General features: G+C 35.0%; 25 protein-coding genes and 1 tRNA gene. 15 read left to right on the top strand and 11 right to left on the bottom strand.

Annotation, left to right across the window (positions count from 1 at the left end; all coding sequences use genetic code 11):
* Positions 1-44: 44 nt before the first annotated feature.
* On the top strand, positions 45-422 hold the full coding sequence (hypA, locus tag PQ963_08610; protein ID MEN4029724.1) for a hydrogenase maturation nickel metallochaperone HypA: 378 nt from the start codon (positions 45-47) through the stop codon (positions 420-422).
* Positions 415-1,089 (top strand): hydrogenase nickel incorporation protein HypB, encoded by a 675-nt coding sequence (gene hypB, locus PQ963_08605; protein MEN4029723.1) that lies wholly within the window; start codon positions 415-417, stop codon positions 1,087-1,089. Before hypA ends, hypB begins: the two co-directional genes overlap by 8 nt.
* A gap of 69 nt (positions 1,090-1,158) precedes the next feature.
* Here the strand turns inward: hypB and PQ963_08600 are convergent.
* Positions 1,159-1,231: transfer RNA gene (locus PQ963_08600), tRNA-Ala, on the bottom strand.
* A gap of 97 nt (positions 1,232-1,328) precedes the next feature.
* Here PQ963_08600 and PQ963_08595 point away from each other — a divergent pair.
* From PQ963_08595 to cgi121, 13 genes are all read left to right on the top strand, one after another.
* Positions 1,329-1,829 carry a GNAT family N-acetyltransferase gene (locus tag PQ963_08595; GenBank protein ID MEN4029722.1) on the top strand — a complete coding sequence of 167 codons (501 nt, stop codon included), beginning with the start codon at positions 1,329-1,331 and terminating at the stop codon, positions 1,827-1,829.
* Positions 1,830-1,968: 139 nt separating this feature from the next.
* The gene (locus tag PQ963_08590; protein ID MEN4029721.1) at positions 1,969-3,045 is read left to right on the top strand and encodes a hypothetical protein; all 1,077 of its coding nucleotides are present in this window, start codon (positions 1,969-1,971) and stop codon (positions 3,043-3,045) included.
* A gap of 33 nt (positions 3,046-3,078) precedes the next feature.
* The gene (locus PQ963_08585; protein MEN4029720.1) at positions 3,079-3,552 is read left to right on the top strand and encodes a DUF1890 domain-containing protein; all 474 of its coding nucleotides are present in this window, start codon (positions 3,079-3,081) and stop codon (positions 3,550-3,552) included.
* A gap of 42 nt (positions 3,553-3,594) precedes the next feature.
* The gene (locus tag PQ963_08580; GenBank protein MEN4029719.1) at positions 3,595-3,900 is read left to right on the top strand and encodes a DUF1894 domain-containing protein; all 306 of its coding nucleotides are present in this window, start codon (positions 3,595-3,597) and stop codon (positions 3,898-3,900) included.
* 154 nt (positions 3,901-4,054) lie between these two features.
* Positions 4,055-4,702: a TetR/AcrR family transcriptional regulator gene (locus PQ963_08575; protein MEN4029718.1), complete on the top strand. Its 648-nt coding sequence runs from the start codon at positions 4,055-4,057 to the stop codon at positions 4,700-4,702.
* Between the two features lie 46 nt (positions 4,703-4,748).
* A complete protein-coding gene (locus tag PQ963_08570) occupies positions 4,749-5,492 on the top strand; it encodes an MBL fold metallo-hydrolase (protein ID MEN4029717.1) in 744 nt (247 codons plus the stop codon).
* 34 nt (positions 5,493-5,526) lie between these two features.
* Complete coding sequence (locus PQ963_08565) at positions 5,527-6,330, top strand: alpha/beta hydrolase (GenBank protein MEN4029716.1); 804 nt, start codon at positions 5,527-5,529, stop codon at positions 6,328-6,330.
* A gap of 38 nt (positions 6,331-6,368) precedes the next feature.
* Positions 6,369-7,838 carry an NAD(P)/FAD-dependent oxidoreductase gene (locus PQ963_08560; protein MEN4029715.1) on the top strand — a complete coding sequence of 490 codons (1,470 nt, stop codon included), beginning with the start codon at positions 6,369-6,371 and terminating at the stop codon, positions 7,836-7,838.
* 107 nt (positions 7,839-7,945) lie between these two features.
* A complete protein-coding gene (locus tag PQ963_08555) occupies positions 7,946-8,647 on the top strand; it encodes a hypothetical protein (GenBank protein ID MEN4029714.1) in 702 nt (233 codons plus the stop codon).
* A 505-nt stretch (positions 8,648-9,152) separates the two neighbouring features.
* The gene (locus PQ963_08550; GenBank protein MEN4029713.1) at positions 9,153-10,334 is read left to right on the top strand and encodes a geranylgeranyl reductase family protein; all 1,182 of its coding nucleotides are present in this window, start codon (positions 9,153-9,155) and stop codon (positions 10,332-10,334) included.
* A 37-nt stretch (positions 10,335-10,371) separates the two neighbouring features.
* Positions 10,372-11,466 (top strand): TIGR01177 family methyltransferase, encoded by a 1,095-nt coding sequence (locus PQ963_08545; GenBank protein MEN4029712.1) that lies wholly within the window; start codon positions 10,372-10,374, stop codon positions 11,464-11,466.
* A gap of 57 nt (positions 11,467-11,523) precedes the next feature.
* The gene (locus tag PQ963_08540; GenBank protein MEN4029711.1) at positions 11,524-13,029 is read left to right on the top strand and encodes a 2-isopropylmalate synthase; all 1,506 of its coding nucleotides are present in this window, start codon (positions 11,524-11,526) and stop codon (positions 13,027-13,029) included.
* Between the two features lie 24 nt (positions 13,030-13,053).
* Positions 13,054-13,554 (top strand): KEOPS complex subunit Cgi121, encoded by a 501-nt coding sequence (cgi121, locus tag PQ963_08535; GenBank protein MEN4029710.1) that lies wholly within the window; start codon positions 13,054-13,056, stop codon positions 13,552-13,554.
* Between the two features lie 15 nt (positions 13,555-13,569).
* Here cgi121 and PQ963_08530 read toward each other — a convergent pair whose 3' ends face one another.
* From PQ963_08530 to PQ963_08485, 10 genes are all read right to left on the bottom strand, one after another.
* Positions 13,570-14,016, bottom strand: coding sequence for a hypothetical protein (locus tag PQ963_08530; protein ID MEN4029709.1), 447 nt, complete (start codon positions 14,014-14,016; stop codon positions 13,570-13,572).
* Entirely contained in the window at positions 13,980-14,393 is a 414-nt protein-coding gene (locus PQ963_08525) for a ferritin family protein (protein MEN4029708.1), read from the bottom strand. The genes PQ963_08530 and PQ963_08525 overlap by 37 nt, the downstream gene beginning before the upstream one ends.
* 268 nt (positions 14,394-14,661) lie before the next feature.
* Entirely contained in the window at positions 14,662-15,396 is a 735-nt protein-coding gene (locus PQ963_08520; protein MEN4029707.1) for a (Fe-S)-binding protein, read from the bottom strand.
* 243 nt (positions 15,397-15,639) lie between these two features.
* Positions 15,640-16,575, bottom strand: a complete 936-nt coding sequence (locus PQ963_08515) for a DUF2226 domain-containing protein (protein MEN4029706.1) — start codon at positions 16,573-16,575, stop codon at positions 15,640-15,642.
* A 155-nt stretch (positions 16,576-16,730) separates the two neighbouring features.
* Positions 16,731-17,390, bottom strand: coding sequence for a metal-dependent transcriptional regulator (locus PQ963_08510; GenBank protein ID MEN4029705.1), 660 nt, complete (start codon positions 17,388-17,390; stop codon positions 16,731-16,733).
* Positions 17,377-17,565: a DNA helicase PriA gene (locus PQ963_08505; GenBank protein MEN4029704.1), complete on the bottom strand. Its 189-nt coding sequence runs from the start codon at positions 17,563-17,565 to the stop codon at positions 17,377-17,379. Before PQ963_08505 ends, PQ963_08510 begins: the two co-directional genes overlap by 14 nt.
* Complete coding sequence (feoB, locus tag PQ963_08500) at positions 17,562-19,598, bottom strand: ferrous iron transport protein B (GenBank protein MEN4029703.1); 2,037 nt, start codon at positions 19,596-19,598, stop codon at positions 17,562-17,564. Before feoB ends, PQ963_08505 begins: the two co-directional genes overlap by 4 nt.
* A gap of 319 nt (positions 19,599-19,917) precedes the next feature.
* Positions 19,918-20,091, bottom strand: a complete 174-nt coding sequence (locus tag PQ963_08495; GenBank protein ID MEN4029702.1) for a hypothetical protein — start codon at positions 20,089-20,091, stop codon at positions 19,918-19,920.
* 91 nt (positions 20,092-20,182) lie between these two features.
* On the bottom strand, positions 20,183-20,563 hold the full coding sequence (locus PQ963_08490) for a YbaN family protein (GenBank protein MEN4029701.1): 381 nt from the start codon (positions 20,561-20,563) through the stop codon (positions 20,183-20,185).
* Between the two features lie 363 nt (positions 20,564-20,926).
* On the bottom strand, positions 20,927-21,213 hold a 287-nt coding region (locus PQ963_08485; protein MEN4029700.1), incomplete at its 5' end, for a DUF2149 domain-containing protein.

The raw sequence follows: 21,213 nt of genomic DNA, 5'->3' as shown, positions 1-21,213 counted from the left end.
ATTAATAAATTAAAGAATTATCTTATTAATTTGAGGTGGAGATAATGCACGAGCTTTCAATGGCCGATGCCATAGTAAAGACTGCAGTTGATGTTGCAGAGAAAAATAACGCTCAAGAAATTAGCGAAGTTACCATAGAAATTGGAAAATTAACTTTATTAAATCCTGAACAGCTTAAATTTATGATTGGTGTTTTAAGTGAAAATACGCTCCTTGAAGGGGCTGAAATCATTATAGAAGAAGTTCCAATCGAAATAAAATGTAAATCCTGTGATTTTGTGGGACCTGCAGGGGATGATCTTGACCATTTTGTACCCATTGTAAAATGTCCTGAATGTGAAGAACAAGATTTAAAGATAATTAAAGGCAGAGAATGCAATGTAAAAAGTATTAAAATAGAAAAGGAGGATGACGATGCATAAAATAGCCGAAGTAGAGATACAGCACGATATTATGCTTGCAAATAAAAAGTTAGCCAGAAGAAACCAGAGAATATTCGACAGGACAGGAGTATTTGCAGTGGACGTTTTAGGGGCAATAGGCTCTGGAAAAACTTCACTTATAGAAAATCTTATAGATAAAATGAATTACAGAATAGGAGTCATAGCAGGCGATGTTATAAGCAGATTTGACGCTGGAAGATTTGAAAATCATGATGTACCTGTTGTTGGGCTTAATACAGGAAAAGAATGTCATTTAGACGCCCATTTAGTTGAACATGCCCTTCATGATCTTCCAATGGATGATATAGAAGTTTTATTCATAGAAAACGTTGGAAACCTCATCTGTCCAGTTGACTTTGACCTTGGATCCCACATAAGAATGGTTGTTATAAGCGTAAGCGAAGGAGACGACACAGTTTTAAAGCACCCCTTAATCTTCAAGGATGCAGACATCGTGGTCATTAACAAAGTGGACATCGCCAAAGCAGTTGGTGCAGATGAAAATAAGATGGTGGACGATGTTTTAAAACTTAATCCTGGTGTTGTGGTGATAAAAAGCAGCTTAAAAACTGGTGAAGGGCTTGAAGATATTATAAATAACATCCAGAGATTCATGGACGAAATGAAATCAGTGGATATGGTTTGAAAAATAAAATCTTTGAATTAAATTAAAGTTAAGCAAGGCATAATTAGCTGAATTTTTAATTTTTAGAAGTGGACTGGCCGGGATTTGAACCCGGGGCCTCCGCCATGCCAAGGCGACACTCTACCACCTGAGCTACCAGCCCCTGTATTTAATTTTAATTCAAAACATAGAGCATATTATAAGTTAATATTTCCTGTATTTAAATTTAATGTTATCATTTTTATGGAGGTGTAATTATTTTGAAGACAATCATAAGAAACACGGTGGAAGAAGATTTTATTAAAATAGCAGAGCTTGCAGAAAAATGTGAACCAATGGAAACTGAAAGAAATTCAATTTACCATATTTTCACCAGATATTTTAAAAGTACATGTTTTGTTGCGGAATTATCCTTAGAAAGCATTGGAGGTTTTCTTTTAGGATTTATATCTCAGGAAAATCCTGAAGAATCATATATTCACCTTCTATGTGTTGATCCAAAGATGAGGGGAAAGAATATAGGGAGAAAACTTGTAGATGCTTTTGTTGGGAAAGCAGCTTCAAAAGGCTGTAAAAAGATAAATTTAATTACAAAGCCCATTAACTGGAATTCCATATCTTTTTATAAGAAACTTGGTTTCCAGGAAGAAACCCATGGAGATACAATGAATATTCTGGGCACAACCGCCATCAGAAATTATAATGGTGATGGAGAACACATGGTGGTTTTTTATAAGTTCATAGAAGATTACCAAAATTAAAAGGTTATATTTAATAGTTATGTTAGATATGTATAAATATAAAATTTACTCAATGTAAACATTTAATTATATTTTTCTTTATAAAATTCTGTTTAATCTAATCAGAATAATCTATGCAAAGTCCATGTGAGGAATAAAATTGGCTTTAGTCGCTGAAAATCATCTTCAATTTATAATAGAAATATTAATTATCATGCAGATCGGCGTGATGTTTCTGTTTAATTTAATTCCACTTTCGCTAAGTCTTGTACTCTTTGTAGCACTTATAGGGAGCTTAGGCATTTTAATAATGTTTGGTATTGATGCTGCTTTGTTATTTTTACCCTTTGGACATTATGAACTCGCCCATCCCTACGGGCCGCTGGCCCTTCTTGCAGTGATAACTTCACTGGCTACACTGCCAATGATGAAAGAAGTTGGTATCAAAATAACCCATCTAAGACTGTTTATATTCATTATAATAGCATTAATCACCATTTTTGGAGGAATAATGCACAGATCTTTTCTGGTTTTATGGTTTTCAGGTTTGCTGCTTGGCTTCTTTATCATCTCCAAATCATTCCGTCAAAAATCAGTGTTTAGCATAAAAAAAATAATAACGGTAGCTGCTGTGATGCTTTTAGGTTTCGGATCACTGGAAGTTCTGGCCAATATTCTGCAGATGCCTGTTTTAAGTCCCCTTTTAAGAATATCCCGAATTGAAGATTATGCACTTCCAAGTCTTACCATGGTACTAAAGAACTCTGCAATCTTTGGACACGTTCAAGGATCATGCTACTGGGGCCTTGAATGTAACGGAGGATCAGACGGTTATGTAACATTACCAATATCCTTAATCACCCTGTTTGGATTACCTTTTCCTGTATTTTATGGGATTCTTGTAAGTAAAAAGGACGTGATAGATTACATGCTACCTGGAATATTTGGATATGCTTTTGATTTTGGATATGCTACTTTAATCCTGCTTTTACTCTGGTGCGTGGGAGTAACCGTATTAGGATTTAAAATGCTTACAGTATACCGTTTTAAAAGAGAAAATGGAAATAGAAAATATTTAGGAAGAGAAGCACTGCTTATTGGGTCTCTTGCAGCATTCATAGCACAGTCACTGGTGGGATTATTCATAATGAACCGATCAATAAACGGAACCGCATTATTAACTTTCATGTTTTTGGGCACATTCATAGTAAGTCATATGCTGGTCTTAAAGAAATAACATTCAATTAAAATAAATAAAGGAGAAATACACATGAAAAAAGCTTTAATATTGTTAGGATGCCCCGAATCACCTTCTCAGACCCCACTTGCAGTCTACGTAACATATAAACTTAAAAAAATAGGTTATGACGTCACAACAGCCAGTACTCCCTCAGCAATGAAACTTTTAGAAGTTGGAGACCCGGAAGAGTACTATATCAAAAATAAGGTTGATATTGACTCCTGTATTGATAAACTGGATAAGGGTGCATTTGACCTTTTAATTGGGTTTATTCACAGGGATGCGGCTGTCTCATACTTTGTAACTTTTAACAGTATTCTTGATACCACATCCCTTGCCATTATTTTTGAAAAAGACACCGAAAAACTGGAAGAATTCCAGAATATGGTTTCAGAAAGTACTGATGCAACAATTGTTTCTGCAAGAGCATTTCATAATCCCACCCCACTGAGGGTTCGATTTGATAAAGCCATTGAAAAATTAAGGGAATCAGGTGAAATTTAATTTTAAATACCTGAATAATTATTTAATAACTGCTGGAGGATTATAATGTTTTGTCTTGAAACATATTTACAGGAATCTGAAGATTATGAAGTATTAATATCACGTGCGGGTTTTAAAGAATGTGCCCGGGTAATTAATGAAAATGCGCCTGAAGTAATCCATGTTAAGCCTGGAGAGAAAATTTTAGGGGCAAGAATTATTGGAATACCTCCAGTCCCTGTGGGAATCAATGAAGAAAAAGGCACAATACTGTTTCCATACACCAAACCATGCTATGGAACTGCCGTAGTTGAAATACCTGTTCAAAAAAAAGAAATTGCAAAAATAAGAAAATTAGACATGAAATAAGTGAAAAACTTATTTTAAATATTTTTTTTTACAACAGAAAAATTTATATACCATTAATGACCAATAGTCATTAATGACTAAAATTCAGTAATTATATTCATGAAATCTCATCGAAATAGATATTTTGGAAGTAAATAAATTTTACAGTGACAACATGAATACACGAATGAAACGTAAAAAAAAGGAGAAACAGAACGCCATAGTAAAAGCTGCAGAGAAAATAATTGCAGAATATGGGATGGAAAAAATGACTATGGATCAGGTAGCAGCTGAAGCAGATGTTGCCAAAGGGACTATATACCTGTATTTTAAAAATAAGGGAAGCTTACTGGCTGCGGTAAATGCAGAACTTAATAAAGAAGCTAATGAGTACATGAAAGAAAGAATGGATCTATGCTCTGGAGGTTCAGAAAAAGTCAGGGCCATGGGACAGGCAACAGTGGAGTTTTTTATGAGAAATCCCCAGAAGTGGAAGGCCATAACTGAACTCTATCAAATGAAGGTCCATGATCCAGAAGATCCTCATGTTCAGGAATTCCTGCAGGTGACCAATGAAATGGTGCATATGATGGCTGACGCCTACAGGCAGGGCATAAAAGAAGGAACCATACGTGAAGATCTGGATCCGGTGACTACAGCCATATATAACCGGATGGCATGGGGGAATGCTTTCACCCCCACTACAGAGCAGAAAATGCTCCTTAAGTGGAATAAAATCAGTCAGGAACGTTACTTAACCGTAGCTTCCGGATTAATAGTCAGGTCTACCCATAAAGTCCTGCCAGAAGATTTAAAGGAATAAACAGTTATTCTGGAGTGCTGGACATTATTCAAACTCATGATAATCAATGGAGGTGATTATTATCCGCAGTGAAGAGTTAAAAGAGGATTTATATAGATTAAATCTGGGTATAAATAGTTCTTTTTTATTAAAATACTCGGAAGGATACTTATTGATAGATACTTCATTTCCAAACGATTATGAGAAACTTAAAGAGAAAATCAAAAGCATCCCCGTGGAGATCTCCGACATAAATTATATTTTACTCACACATTATCATCATGACCACAGCGGGTCTGCAGCAATGCTCCGGGAAGATGCTGATGCCAGGATCATTGCCCATGAAAATGCGATTCCCTGGCTGGCTAAGGGCGATGGTACGGTGCTTGCTAGCTGGGTTAACCTGCGCATCAACATCATATTCTCCATAAACGAGTTTTTGAGTAAGAGTGTGAAGGATACCAGTTTTCCACCTCTTCAGATGGGAAATAATGATATTATCATCTCCAGAGATGATAATGAAACACTGCGGGATATGGGGATTCCCGGAAAGATATTATGCACTCCTGGCCATAGTAACGATTCTATTTCAGTAGTACTTGATGATGGTCGTGCTTTTATTGGTGATATTGCCGTAGATTTTCCCAAATTTCTGGGCACCTATTACCGTGCCGCTCTCATTGAAGATTCAACCCAAATGCTGGAAAGCTGGCAAAAAATAATTAATGCTGGGGCTGAAACGTTATATCCTGCTCATGGCCCATCATTTGATGTGGAAGGCCTGATTTCGGCAATTAAAAAATTTGAATAGCTCAAATCAGACCCTAAATTAAGGATGTCACATTATGAAAAATAAAGAAAAAACACGTGAAGGTCTCCTTAAGGGAGGAATGCCTTACATTGCAGTTGGAGGTGGTCCTCCCCTGGTTTATATGAGATCCCTTCCTGTAAGTGAAAAGATGTATAAGTACGAATTGAAAATCCTCTCATTACTGGCTCATAGTTTCACAGTTTATGCTGTTGATCGAAAACCAGGCATTAAAAAGGGTGCAACCATGAGAGACCTTGCTTCCGGTTATGCGCATGCCATTGAAAGCGAATTTGGAGAAGCAGTAAACATTATGGGGTTATCTACAAGTGGTTCCATTGCTCAGCAGTTTGCAATTGATTTTCCTCATCTGGTGCGAAAGTTAGTGCTGGTTGCCACAGCCTATCGGTTGGGGTCTGAAGGTAAAAAACTCCAGCTTAAATATGCTAATCTACTTGCCCAGGGAAGGTTTCGGGATGCTGCACGTGTTTTTTTCCCTGCTGCATTTGCAGAATCTTCTTTTAGCCAGTGGTTTTTAGGATGGATAATGTGGTTAGTCGAACCACTGTTTAGACCTACAAACCCTGAAGATTTGATTAACACCCTTCTAGCCGATGACAGGTTTGATGCTGAAGAAGATCTGCATAAAATTACTGCTCCAACCCTATTAATTGGTGGAGATCGGGATTTTTTCTATCCTGAAGAGTTATTAAGGCGAACGGCGAATTTAATTCCAAATTCAAGATTAATAATTTATCCTGGGCGAAAACACATTGAAGTGGAAACATATTCACGTTTTGCTTCTGATGTTGTTTCGTTCCTCACCAATGAAATCCACTAATAATTTTTACAAAAAAGAGGGGATAGGAGGATGTTAAAATAGCTAAATCCGTAATTATAATCGGTGCAGGAATAGCCGGCCTGGCTGCTGGCTGTTATGCACAGATGAATGGTTTTAAAAGCAAAATATTCGAGATGCACAACAAGCCAGGGGGTCTTTGCACAGCCTGGAAAAGGAAAGACTACACCTTTGATCTTTGTATTGATTTTTTAATTGGAATTACACCCCATAGCGATGTTTACAAGTTATGGGAGGAGTTAGGGATGGTTCAGGATCGGGAATTCATAACCCCTGAAGATTTTTTTATCCAGGTGATAGACAATCAGGGAAACAAATTCGTAGTATATAATGATCCGGATAAACTACGGGAACATATGCTCAGTTTCTCCCCAGAAGATGAGAAACTCATTAAAAAATTCACCAACGACATTAAAAAATTCGGTTCTGCAGATCTACGTGTTGATATAGGTATTCGGGATATATTAAGAATGATTCCTGTGATTCTACTCTTTAGAAAATATTCTCTACCAGTTTCAGAAATGGCTGCCAAGTTTAAAAACCCCGTATTAAAAAATCTGTTCCAAACTGCTTTTGACTGGCATGATCAGTCCACCATATTCTCTATGATGGGTGCTGCCTTTATGGGGAGTGGTTCTGCAGGATATCCTATAGGAGGCTCCATACCCCTTGCCCAGGCAATTGAACAGAGATACCTGGATCTTGGAGGGGAAATTTCCTACAATTCTCAGGTGAAAAGAATTTTAGTGGAAAAAAGCCAGGCCACCGGTATCGAACTTTCAGATGGTACTGTAGAAAGAGCAGATATCGTAGTATCAGCAGCAGATGGCCATAGCACCATATTTGACTGGCTGAAGGGACAGTACACTGATGAGCAGATCAGAGGTTATTATGAAAACCTGGACTTATTTCCTCCCCTGGTTATTGTTTCTCTCGGAGTAGATGAGGATTATTCAAATAAACCCCATAGAATCCGGTTTTCCTCAAAAAAACCTATCAAAGTGGGAGGTGAAGAAAAGGATTATGTACTCTTAAAAAATCACAGTTACGATCCTACCATGGCTCCTGAGGGAAAAACAGTACTCACAGTTCAGATGGAAACAAATTTCGATTACTGGGACAAATTAAAGGATGACAAAGAAGGATATCATGCTGAGAAGAAAAATATTGAAGAATCGGTTGTTAATGCAATTTCAGAGCTTTATCCAGGCATTGAAGATAAGATTGAAGTGGTTGATGTGGCTACCCCTCTCACCTTCGTCCGTTACACTGGTAACTGGAAGGGATCATATGAAGGTTGGTTGGTGAATGAAAAGATATCCCTCACTTCTGAAATGCCTCAAACTCTCCCAGGATTATCTAATTTCTACATGGCTGGGCAATGGGTTTCGCCAGGAGGTGGTTTATACGGGGCAGCTACAAGTGCCAGAAAAGCGGTTAAAATGATATGTAAAAATGAGAAAAAAGGCTTTAAAACCACAAAACCTTAAATTTAATTAATAATATTGATTGATAAATTGTTTCAACATATATGAAAATATTAAAAAAGAGAAAATTAAGATTGATAATTAACACCTTTATGTGAGGAAGGTGTTTTATGAAAGAAAATAATCGCCAATTAAAAAAAGTTTTACATGAGCCAATGGCGCTCTACCTTACACTTACATACAATACATTAATTTCATTAGTTCAAGGCTTTGTTTTGGGTGCAATATTCTATGTAATTACCATTCAACAAAACATAGACACATTAATCATATGTAATCTGGCTATTTCATTTTTATTCGCAGTTTTTGTCTGGCACTCCTATATAATTCATAATCAGTTTATAGTAATACGTGCTTCAATCACTGATACTTTAATTCCTATAGGTTTGGGTATATCTCAATCTTTATTAGCCCTATCCATCCCTAAACTAATTTATATTTTTACTTTCGTGCTCATATTCGTCATAATTATGCTTATATTTTCACTTTTAAATGTGTTTATCAAAAATAAGGATCCTGTAGCACTTGAAGTTTTTAAGGAGCATCTTAAAGAGCAGGGCCCTGATTTCGCTGAAGATTTATATGAAGAGATAAGAAATTTCGAAAAACAGAGTATACGTAATTCCAGTTATATAGTAGTTTGGTTTAGTATATTAACAGCATTTAACTATTTTATTCCTATTAGCATGGAAATTAAAGCGTATATTAGTACTATTGTCATAGGATTCTTTATTTTAGTAATGTGTCGTTATGATCTAAATCATTATCTTAATAGATCCAAAAAGCTGGAAAAATATGGCTATAAATGGTAAAAATAAATTTTTGAACTGAAATTAATATAAAATCTATATTAATTGTATATTCTCAATCATCTAAAAGAAATGATGCGAAAGTGAAACATACTTCTGACAATAGCAACCAATTTTGAGCAAAAAAATTTATAAATTTTCTTTTTAGTTCTAATTAATTGTTTAAAATATCTAATTTAAGATATAAGAATCTTAATTAAGTCAAATTCAAAAAATACAATGATATAATTACCAGTTTATATTAGAAAAATTTATTAGGTTCTTGTGGAAAAAAACAATAAATAAACTTAAATATACAATAGTTTATATCATTTAATTCCTAAAAGAGTTAATTATAATAAACTGTACTTTATTTGTATGTCTAAATAATATTAAATAGGAATTAATGCATAAGACAGAAATAATGTTATAACAACAAATATCGTGTCTATGTATCCAGACAGAATTTTCCTGTATTTTTATAAGTTGAACAATGTAATCAACGCACGTTAAGGATGGAAAAGATAACATGAAGGATTATGACGTTGCAGTAGTTGGTGCTGGCCCTGTAGGTTCCACATTTGCAAGATATGCAGTAGAAAAAGGTCTTAAAGTGGCAATATTTGAAAAAAAGAAAGAAGTGGGTGTTCCATTACAATGTGCAGGGCTTCTTGGCAAAAAAATAAAAGATGTGAATATTTTACCTGATGAATTCATAATAAATGAAATAAATGGAGCTTATCTGCATTCACCATCCGACACCATGCTCACAGTAAGTAAAAAAGAGCCTGTGGCTTATGTATTAGATAGAATTGCCTATGATAAATTTTTAACAAAATTAGCCGTGGAAAAAGGGGCAGAACTCTTTTTAAACCATAGGGTAGAAAATGTAGACATAGAAAAAGGAGAAATATATCTTAAAGATAAAAAAATAACTGCAAAAGTCATTGCAGGTGCAGATGGTTATTCATCTGTAGTATCTAAAAAATTTAACCGTGATTTTGCCTCGGTGCAGGCAGCACAATATTTAGTCGATACAGGCACTGATTCATTTAGTGAAGATTACGTTCATCTTTATGCAGATTCGAAAATCTCTCCTGGTTTTTTATGGATCATTCCACTTTCAAAATCAACTGCAAGGGTAGGTTTATTTGGAAATAGAGAATATAAAGATTTAAACAACATTTTAAAAGATTTTACGGCCAATAACGAGTATCTGAAGGATTCTAAAATAGTGAAAAAATACCACGGCGTAATTCCAGTAAACAACTACAAAAACGACATAGTAAATAAAAGAGCAATACTCATAGGAGACGCCGCTTCTCAGGTAAAGCCCACAACCGGTGGCGGCCTTATAATAGGCTTTGTATGTGCAAAAAAAGCTGCAGACGTGGTTTATAAAGCTGTAAAAGCAAATGATATCAAAATCCTAAAAAATTATCAGGAAGAATACAGAAAAATGTATAAAAACGAACTTAAAATGCAAGTTAAAGTTCAAAAGACATTTGAATCCCTCAGCAATGAAGATCTTGATTCAATGTTTTTAAAACTTAAAGAAAAGGGAGCAGAAGAGATGATTTCAAAATATGGGGACATGGACACCCAATCTCCTTTGGTTAAAGAAATGCTTAAAACAGGAATGCTTTTTTCAATTCTTCCAAAGATACTATCACGCAGAATATCAAATCTATGGACATCAGGCTCCAAATAATCTTAATATATCTTTTTTAATAAGGGACGTCTAATTTATGGAAATTATCTTCATTCTATCTGGAGAACATAAAACTTTACCAGAATCAGAAGTAACAGCATGTTTAGAAGCTGAAAAAATTGATTTTAATATAAAATTTCAGGATTGTGGAATTCTAATTCTTGAAATCAACGGAAAAGATTATAATTTAATTAATATCATTGGAAAAAGGCTTGCTTACGTCCATGAAGTTTGTAAATTCCTGTTTAAAACCAGCTGCAAGAATCTAAAAGAAGATGTTGAAAAATACCCCTGGGAAGAGCTCGTTAAAAAGGATTATGCAGTAAGGGTGAAAAAATCTACGATTTTTGAAAGCCCACAAACACGTAGTGTTTGGGGCATCAAAAACAGAGTTTTTGAAAGTGAAGTTAATTCTGTTAAAATGGAACAGGAGATTGGGGGCGTAATCAAAAGTAAATTAGGAGAAAATGTAAAGGTAAACCTTGAAAATCCAGCAACATTTATAAGAACCATTGTTCTGGATGATTCAATCTTAATCACTGAGAGGATCTTTAAAGTACCTAAAAAACATTTCTATGAACTTAAACCCCATAAAAGACCCTTTTTTTACCCGGGATCAATGAGCCCCAAGCTTGCAAGGGGAATGTGCAACCTGTCAAGGGTTAAAAAGGGGAGCATTGTTTTAGATCCTTTCTGTGGAACAGGAGGCATTTTAATTGAAGCAGGGATAATTGGTGCTGAGGTAATTGGAATAGATATTGATGAGAAAATGGTTGAAGGAACTATAAAAAACCTTGAATACTGTGGAATTAAGGATTATGATGTTTTCAAGGGAGATGCCAGAAACATTGAACTGCAGTTTAAAGTCGATGCAGTAGTAACTGATCCGCCTTATGGTATTTCAGCATCTACAGCCGGTGTTCAAAGTAAAAAAATTTATGAGGATACTCTTTTTTCCATGCAGAAGGTTATTAAAAAAGATGGATATATATGCATGGCTACCCCGCACTATCTGGATATTGATACACTTATCAGCCATACAAAATTTAAAATAATAGAACAATATGAAATAAGAATGCACAAAAGTTTAACCAGAGTAATCTCTGTATTACAACCTTTTAAAAAAGGTTGATCAAAACTTAAGACAAGCGTATTAGAACTTGAAGATAATTAATAAAGAGGAATTCCTTTGAACACCCGAATATTTGATACAACACTTAGAGATGGTGAACAAACACCAGGAGTGTCCTTAACTCCTGATGAAAAACTTAGAATAGCCATGAAACTTGATGAGTTAGGCGTGGACGTTATTGAAGCTGGTTCTGCAATTACTTCAGCGGGTGAGCGAGAAGGAATTAAAAAAATTGTATCTGAAGGACTTAAAGCTGAAATATGCAGTTTTGCAAGGGCGGTTAAAGCTGATGTTGATGCTGTACTTGAATGCGATGCAGACAGTGTTCATTTAGTTGTTCCAACTTCCAATCTCCATATAAAACATAAATTAAGGAAAACAAGGGAAGAAGTCAAATCTCTTGCACTTGAAAGCACTGAATATGCTGTTGATCACGGATTACTGGTTGAGCTATCTGCTGAAGATTCAACAAGAAGTGATCTTGATTTTCTAACACAGTTATTTAAAGAAGGAATAGATACCGGTGCAAAAAGAATATGTGCATGCGATACAGTGGGAATGCTAACACCAGAGAGGTCTTATGACTTTTACAATCATCTTTCAAAATTAGGCGTGCCTCTAAGTGCGCACTGCCACAATGATTTTGGTTTAGCTGTTGCAAACTCCCTTGCAGGTTTAAGGGCAGGGGCAGGCCAGGTGCACTGTACAATTAATGGAATAGGCGAGAGAGCAGGGAATGCATCACTTGAAGAAATTGTAGTTGCTCTTTACTCATTATACGATGTGAAGACAAATATAAACATTGGAATGCTATATGAAGTTTCAAAAATGGTTGCAAGAATGACCGGGGTTTATTTACAACCCAATAAAGCTATTGTTGGTGAAAACGCATTTGCACATGAATCAGGGATACATGCAGATGGAGTAATCAAAAAAGCAGAAACATATGAACCTATTACTCCAGAACTTGTTGGCCACAGACGTAAATTTATAATGGGGAAACATATAGGTTCCAGTGCACTTAAACAACGACTTGAAGAAATGGATTTACATGTAACACCTGAAAAGTTTAATCAGATATTTAACAGGGTTAAGTCACTTGGTGATATGGGTAAACGCGTTACAGATGTTGATTTAGAGGCAATTGCAGAAGATGTGATGGGAATAGTTGCTGAAAAGGTAATTGAACTGGAAGAACTGACCATAGTATCTGGAAATAAAGTTACTCCCACCGCTTCTATACGGCTTAAAATTAATGATACTGAAACTTTAGAAGCAGGTATCGGTATAGGTCCAGTAGACGCTGCAATAGTTGCTATTAAAAAAAGTATCAAAGATTTTGTGGATATAGAGCTTGAAGAGTATCATGTAGATGCTATTACAGGCGGTACCGATGCATTGATCGATGTTATTGTAAAACTTAGACATAACGGTGATGTAGTTACAGCAAGAAGTACACAGCCAGATATTATAAATGCAAGTGTAGAAGCTTATTTAAGTGGCGTAAATAAAATATTAAGCGATAAAGGGAAAATTAAAAGGGTGAGAGAAGGAGATTTGTAAAAAATAATTTCTCTGGTGTAAAAAATGAATAATAAACCCGATATTCAGATAGCAGGCTTTAAGTCCAGTATAGACAATTTTGAAGAGCTAATAAATAAAATAAGTAAAATAAGTAAAAATTGTACAGTCCAGCTTATAGATGCAGATGGAATTGCAGGATATGAACATGTTCTTCACGCCACCATTCATGCAGTTAAAGCATTTGAACGAGGTGAAAACATTGCAAAAGACCTTGGACTTGAAATATGTGTGCGTGCATCTGCCCAAAGACAGATATCTAAAGCACTTTCAATTTTAGGGATAAAAGAAGGTAAAATGAACATTTGCGCCGTTGCTGTAGATTGCAGTGAAAATATAATAGACGAATTAGGAATTATATTAGGTAAACAAGACGACAGTATCTTAAAATTTGATGAAACCCTTTTAAAAGAAATTTATAACATTTCAGATAGAGAAATAGAAACTGCAGGCAGTATTTCCAGTGTTATGATGGAAAAAACCACGTTGCTGATACTTGAAACATGAAATTTCAACTAAATGCTACGGACTCATATCCATTTCTGTTCTGTATTCAGAAACTACCTTATTCCATGCTAAATTATTCTCTTTATCTTCTAAACGCACTGTTTTCATGCTTTGAAGCATATTCTGGAGTATGATCATTTCATTAGTTTTATTTCTTATTTCTTCTTGAATTTTAATGATTTTTCTAAGAATTTCTCCCTCATCACTATCTTCTATGTTTACTAACATCTTCAAGAAGTTATTACACTCTTTAGAGACATTTATTTTAAGTTCCCTGCATAATTCATTGATTTCAGGATCTAATGAGATATTACGTCTTGCTTTTTCTTTTTTCAATGCATTACCTCCAAATGTATTGTAATCTATAAATTTGTCATACACATCAAATTTCAGGTTATGTTCAACCAAAAAAGAAATGGGTGAGTTTAGAAGTAACGTTTCAGGACACCTTTTAACATCCATGCATGGCGAGCTTCATCTCTGGAGCTTTCATCAAAGAAGTGGTGAGCCGGATCCATACCAATCTCTTCAGCTCTCTTAGCAGCTTTTTTCTTTTCCTTATTAGCAATAGTTTCCCCTTTAATCATCATCTCCAGATTTTCTTTGAGGGTAGGTTTTATAAGGCCATTCATCTCAGCAAACATAGCAGCATGCTCTGCTTCTTCCCCAGCGATGGTTTTAAGCACTTCAGCCACTTCAGGCAGTCCGTCTCTTTGAGCCAGTCTGGCCATGGCCATATACATACCAACTTCAGTGCATTCACCTTTAAAATTTGCTTCAACAATCTCTTCCATCTCTGTTCCTTTAGAAATTTCCATTTCTTTAGCTGTTTGTTCCATTATTTAACTCCCATTAGATATTAACAATAATCAACAAACATTTTTTTAGGTTTGCCTAAATTATTGTTAGATATACCTAAATCATTCATGGCATATAAATTTTCCGATAAAATCTTTTGGAACGTAATGTATAATATTGCATATTGAATATATATAGTTTTCCATTTAAAGATAAAATGTTCGCTACCCTATAACAGCATAAAAGGGTAAATACTATCTACTTAACAAAAAGTAATGAAAGAAAGTTATGGCTATTTGAGGAACGTAATTATAAAAGACACTGCACTGTGGACAGGTGATTATCAAGCAGCATGTAAATATCAAAAATCTTATCTGGATTCACTGATTTCAGGTTAAGATAGCAGAAGGGACAATATGTTACTATTTTTCCAGGGCTATTATCCACAGCTTTTCTTGCTTTCAACTTTGCAAGTGACCTATCATGCGCCATAACCCCTCCTCCTGCTCCACAACATGGACTTACACTTTCATAATTTCTTGATTGAACCATCATCCGCAGGCTATAAGCTTTTTCTTTGGCATGGCAGGGATCCTGGATTTCGAAATCATTTCCTGTAATAGTCAATCCATTTAAAAGGTCAATGGCAAGAATTATTTCAAGATTAAATCCGTCCTGTCCACTGTAATATTTATGGAAAGCATTGTAACACCCAGGACATATCGTTATGATTCTTTTAACTCCTGCTGCTTTAAATTTTTCAATATTTTTTCGCACTGTTTCAAATCCTGAAGATCGGCGGCCTAAATTAAACAGAATGTTACCACAGCAGGTTTCATTACTGATAACATCATATTTTATTCCTTTATGTTTAAGCAGTTTCTCTGCAGCTTCAAGTATTTCAGGTGTTTTATGTGTGGACGTACATCCCCTAAATAGTACAGTTTCCATGTTTTCCTGTTTATTCTCATCATGTGTTGTGGTAATACCATAAGAATTCCCAAATTCACTGATATTTCTGGTAATCGCAGCTACATGTGGCATGATAAGACTTTTATTCACGGCTTTTTCTCTTGAACCCTGATTGAAACCTGCAAGCCCACAATTATTACATAAAGTACATCTGTAAAGCTCATTAAGGTTTTTTTCATTCAGTTTACCTATTAATCTTATTTTTAAATTACAATACAGAGAATTTAATGGAAAACAATCCTTATTAATGTAATTCCTCCAAAACTTCCTTCTAAAATTTAATAATCAAAGTGATGTTAGCCATGAGTATAAAGTTCAAAAACTTTTGCACCAGACTATAACTACAAAATCATCCACAATTTCTGGATATTTTTTAAAACTCTTTTTTACTTCCATTTGAGTAATATTTATTATCTCTCTTCTTAAATTTTCAAGATCTCTGGATTCACCCATGATCCTGGATAATAATCCTTTACTTTTGTATTCGAGGGCTATGTTTACAGTTCCAGAAACTTTTGAAGTATTATCTAAAGATACCATAACTTCGCTACCCCTTATTTTAGGAATACCAAATATTAACTTTTTAATTTTATTCATCAGCATTAATTCAATTTTTTCAACGTCATCATCGCTTAATGATCCTCCTTTATATGTTTCAAGGATATTGCAAGCTTCTTCTTCGCTAACGTCCTTCAGGCCGTATTTCTTCATAAGGTCTTCCCTATCAACATTTTCACCTTCAACTCCAGGCTCTATAAATTCGTTTTCCTGTTTATCTACCTGTCCTAAAGAATCTTTTATGCTTTCATGAGTTTCTGTAACAGAGCTTGAAATTGCACCGGGGTTTTCCTTCACTTCTTCTACTGGTGCAGGGATTTTTTCAGTTTTTTTAAGTTCATCAATAATGTCATCAACGCTTAAATCAGAATCTAAATCAGAATCAATTATAAAAAACTTATTAAGTTCCATAATATAATCCATCTGGGATTTTTTAATATCAAAAACTTCTATAAGTGCTTTATTATTTTTAACTATAGATTTTATTTTCTCAAGTGCCTCTATCTTTGAATAATCCTCAAATGATGATGCTCTCTGTTTACCTTCGTTAAAAAGAATATAACCTTCACCAGATCCAGAAGTTACCCTTATAAATCCATTAAACCTTTCTGATTTTAGTTTGCCTAAAAGTCTATTGAAGTCCATCTCATCAGCGTAAGACATTTGAGATGGTCTGTTAATTGGCAGCTCCATTTTTACTCCTCAAAAACTATTAGATATAACTCCATTTGAAATGACTTGCTTTTTGTGAGGGGGGAGAATATGGTTTTAAATGGAACAACTTAAAACCATATTCTCAGTAAGGAGGTAAAAATCAGTCGTTAACTTTAATAACCAAAAATCAGGTTTTAGTTTAATTCCCCTATATATATGCTTTCTGCAATTTCACGGTCTACAGCAATCTGGGTGTGTTCCATCTGAAAAACGTGTGAAGGAGAGGTTCGAATAACTTCAACTTTCCTGCCAGGTAAGAGTCCCATTGCAAGTACTGTATCTAAATTTTCACGTTTAGCTGATTTGATATAAACAATTTTACCGGACTGTCCATTTTTTAGTTTTGTTAGTGGTAAAATTGACTTTTCAAGAACTTTTTTTACCTCAGCAGCGCTTTTGCGTGCTTCTTCAAGACACTCGCATGGAGGTATGGGGTTACCGTGTGGACACTCTTCTGGATGGAAGAGGACGGTGCAGATGCTGTCTTCTACACCACCTTCCATTATATGTTCAAAATTACATGCAGCAGTCTCCATATCTTCTCCACTCATACCTAAAACATCATGGAGTAGTTTTTCAGCCAGTCTGTGTCTTCGTATTATTTTTTTAGATTCCTCAAAGCCTTCTGAAGTCAGCTGAACTTTATCACCTTCATACTCTATCAACATTAAACTTTCAAGTTCCCTGAGTGCATCTTTATCGTATTCATTTACTGGTATAAGTTTATCATCCTCATCTTCAAGGAATACCCACATTTTTTCAAGTATTTCCTCTGCAGGTTCACTTATTTTCACTTTTAAACCTCCTTTTTAAAAATTTTACAATTTTTGAGCCAATTTCTGGTTCTGGTAAAATTTCATATCCACAGTTTGGGCATCGGATTTTTTTACAACCTGATCCAAGACATCCTTTACAGATTTCAAGCCTTTTATTTTCATCAAAAACATGTCCGCAGAGCGCACACTTCATAAAACAACTCCTAAGCTGGTTAATATTAGGTTAACTACAAATCCAATGGTAAATGCAAATACAAGGATGAATGCTGCTATTAAAAGAGCCAATTTCATACCTCTTTCCTTTACCATTATCATGAACTGTGCAACACAGGGCATGAACAGTGTTACTACTATAGCGGCCACTAAAAGCTGTACTCCATTTAAAGCACCCTGTATATCATACAATCCTGCAGCACCATAATCTCTCCTGAAGAATCCAAGTATAAATGTCTGTGAAGCTTCAACCGGCAATCCTATTGCATTTATAACTGGTGCTATGAGTGCTATAATCACATCCAGAATACCTGCTAACATTAAACCCCATAGTACAATACTTATCAGGATGAAAAGAGGGATCACTTCCTTGATATACCATATAAGCCTTGTATAAGTCTTTTTTATCACATTTGAAGGTCTTGGAACTCTAAGTGGAGGCAGTTCCATATAAAAGACGGGTTTATCTCCAGGCATGATTTTAGATGCTACAAATCCGACCATGATATAGTTAAATAATATCACCAGAGCCCATAGCCACAGAGCATTTGGATATAGAGCCAAAACAGCAAATATAACACCTAATTGTGCTGTACAGGGTACAGCTAACGCCATAAGCAGTGTGGCAATTGTTCTCTCGCGTCTGGTTTTTAAAGTTCGGGTTACCAGAGTTGCCATAGTACCGCAGCCTAATGCAAGTACCATTGGTATAACAGCTCTTCCACTAAGCCCTACAACTTTGAAGACTCTGTCTATTAGCAGTGCTAACCTTGGAAGATATCCACTGTCTTCTAAGATTGAAAATACCAGAAAGAAGGTGGTTACTATTGGAAGTATTATTCCAATGGCGTAAGTTATACCCAGTGTCCAGACACCATAGTCACCTACAAAGAACTCCTGGATTGGTACATAGGGTATTGTATTAACCACAAAATCTGTAATCCAGGGGTTGATCAATTCTCCAAAGAAGGCCTCTTCTACAAGCCCTACCAGATCTCCAGCACCAAATACTCCTACAAACCAAAAAAGGCCAAAATATAAAATTACGAGCAATATGGGTATCCCTGTTAAAGGGTTTATCATTACTCTGCTCAAGCTTTCTCGAAAGCCTATATCTACCTTTTCTACTTCTTTTGATGTTGAGGACACAAATTCACTTGCTTCCCCCTGTAATCTAAGCTTCACCAAATAATTTAAAGGCTGCCTGAATTTGGAAGCTGTTTCATTTACTATTTTCTTAATTTTATTATAATCTACATCCTCTTTATCTTTAACTAACTTTTCTATATCTTCATCCTGCTGTAATAACAATAAAGACAATGATCGTCTGGATATAGGATATTCATCGCTAATAAGAGTGCTTATTTTATTAATAGCTGATTCTAATGCTTCATTATATTTAATATTGTAACCTGTTTTTGGTTTATAGCTACCTATTTTATTTATAAGTTCAGCTACCCCTCTCCCTGTGGTTGCTGCGGTGGGAACAACAGGTATTCCAAGTTCTTTTTCAAGTTTAGCGTGGTCTATTCTTAATCCTACTTTTTCCGCTTCATCCATCATATTTAAGACAAGTATAACCGGTAAATTTGCCTCTATTAACTGTAATGTTAATGGTAGCATCCTTTCAAGATTTTTTGCATCTGCCACATGAAGAAGAATATCTGGTTCCTCTTCAAGGAGCATTAGCTTAGAAATTCGTTCTTCTTCTGTAATTGAACTTAAAGAGTACATACCTGGAGAATCAACAATATCAAAACTTTCTCCACTTATATCACAGCTACCACTGTCACTGGTTACTGTGGTTCCTGGATAGTTTGACACAGTTACATATGCCCCGGTAAGTCTGTTAAATAGCAGGCTTTTACCCACATTTGGAGTTCCAACCAGCACTAATTTTTTTGATTTTCTTTTTTCTTTTTCGATTTTAGAGCTAAGTTCTAAATGGTCTTCACCGAAAGACGGCTTTCTGTCGAACCTTTTGATCCATGATTTAATGGTTTCAGTGCCCATAACTATTAATCCTCCCTTTCTATAATTTGGTTAATTCCCTGAATTCAAAACTATCTTAGTTTTAAGTAAGCCTAAGATTAAGGAATGTTAGGTATACTTAATTTTTTTGAGTATATAAATGTTTCTCATTTCCTCAGATTTCATAAATAATAAAGATAATTTAATACAGCTTCTTCTTTTTAAAGATATAAGAACTCCACTTCCAGTCCCACAGGCCGCATCAGGAGTTTTTATGATGGGATGTACTTTTTACTCAAAGTGGCGCTTCACAAAAAAAAATGTATAAAAAAAGTAAAAAGAAATATTTACAACAACACCTCTATTTACTTTCTTTTTCCATTGTCTCTATATGTTCAATCAGGTTATGCAAGTGCTTATTAAGATTCTCCATGTGTGCACTTATCTCTTCTATATCTCTTCGCACATGTTCAATGTCATCGTGAACATGTTCCACGTCTTCTTTTACATGCTTTATGATTTCTTCTTTGTTCATTTGCTCACCTCTTTAAAATATCATATGTTAGGTATACCTAAATCATAAGAGTTGTTTTTAGTATATAAACATTGCTATTTTTTAGCTCGACCTAAAAATTAAATTCACATTTTTGTTTTAAGAGCAAAATGTGTGCTGTAACTGCCATTCCCACAATAATTAGCAGTAATAAGATGTAAAATTGATTAAAAAAGAATGTAGATGAGAATATTAACATTAGCCATAAAAAAGCAATACTTTTCAGCTTTACATCTAAAGAAACACCATTTTTAGTCTTATAATTTTCAATATAGCTTCCAAAGTAGCGATTATTTGAAATCCAGCTTTCAGTTCTCTTTGAACTTTTACCAAAACAGAAAAATGATGCTAAAACAAATGGAGTGGTTGGAAGTAATGGAATAAAAACGCCTGCAGCACCAGTACTTAATAATATAACACCTAAGCTAAAGAAAAATACTCTTTTTACTTCCATGTTTCCCTAACCTGACTTTTGTGTATTTGGTTACTATTTTAAGTAAGTTCTACAAATCCATTTCAATATTTTTAAAATGCAGGAATCTGGATTAAACCAGATTCCATGGGCATTTTTTGGAGGAAATGGTAGCTATTATGTCTGCTTTTAGCTATTTTTGAAAATATGGTTTTAAGGTGATACATGAGCTGAGGATGACTTAAAACCATACTCTCCTAACTTTCAATTTTTTAGTCAGGCCTAAATCATGGAAAGTTAGGTATACTTAAATATTTCATGGTATATAAATTTTGCTATTTTGTGGAACTGTAAAGTTAATGAGAGCGGTTGGGGTTTACATTTTTATTTAACCTTTCTTTATTATCATTCTACCATGATTAATTTACCTGTTTTAGGATCTTTGTACACGGTTCCCATTTCAACAAATCCTTCCTGAGATGTGTCACTGATACCTTTTCCCATCTGGACCTCAGGAGCGTTTTGTATTGATTCAATAGGCAATTCTTTTTCTTCTGGTGATGTATCAGAGAAAACAGCACTTTGCATATCCCCTGAGATCACAAGAAATATGAGAAGTCCTACCGCAATAACGAGCATGGCGTCTACGAGGTTGGCTGAGCCTGCCATGGGGTCTTCATCTTCTCTATTGA

Origin of the sequence: Methanobacterium sp. (assembly GCA_039666455.1) — an archaeon.
In the GTDB taxonomy this organism is placed as follows: domain Archaea; phylum Methanobacteriota; class Methanobacteria; order Methanobacteriales; family Methanobacteriaceae; genus Methanobacterium_D.
This window is presented reverse-complemented; position numbering and strand designations above follow the sequence as displayed.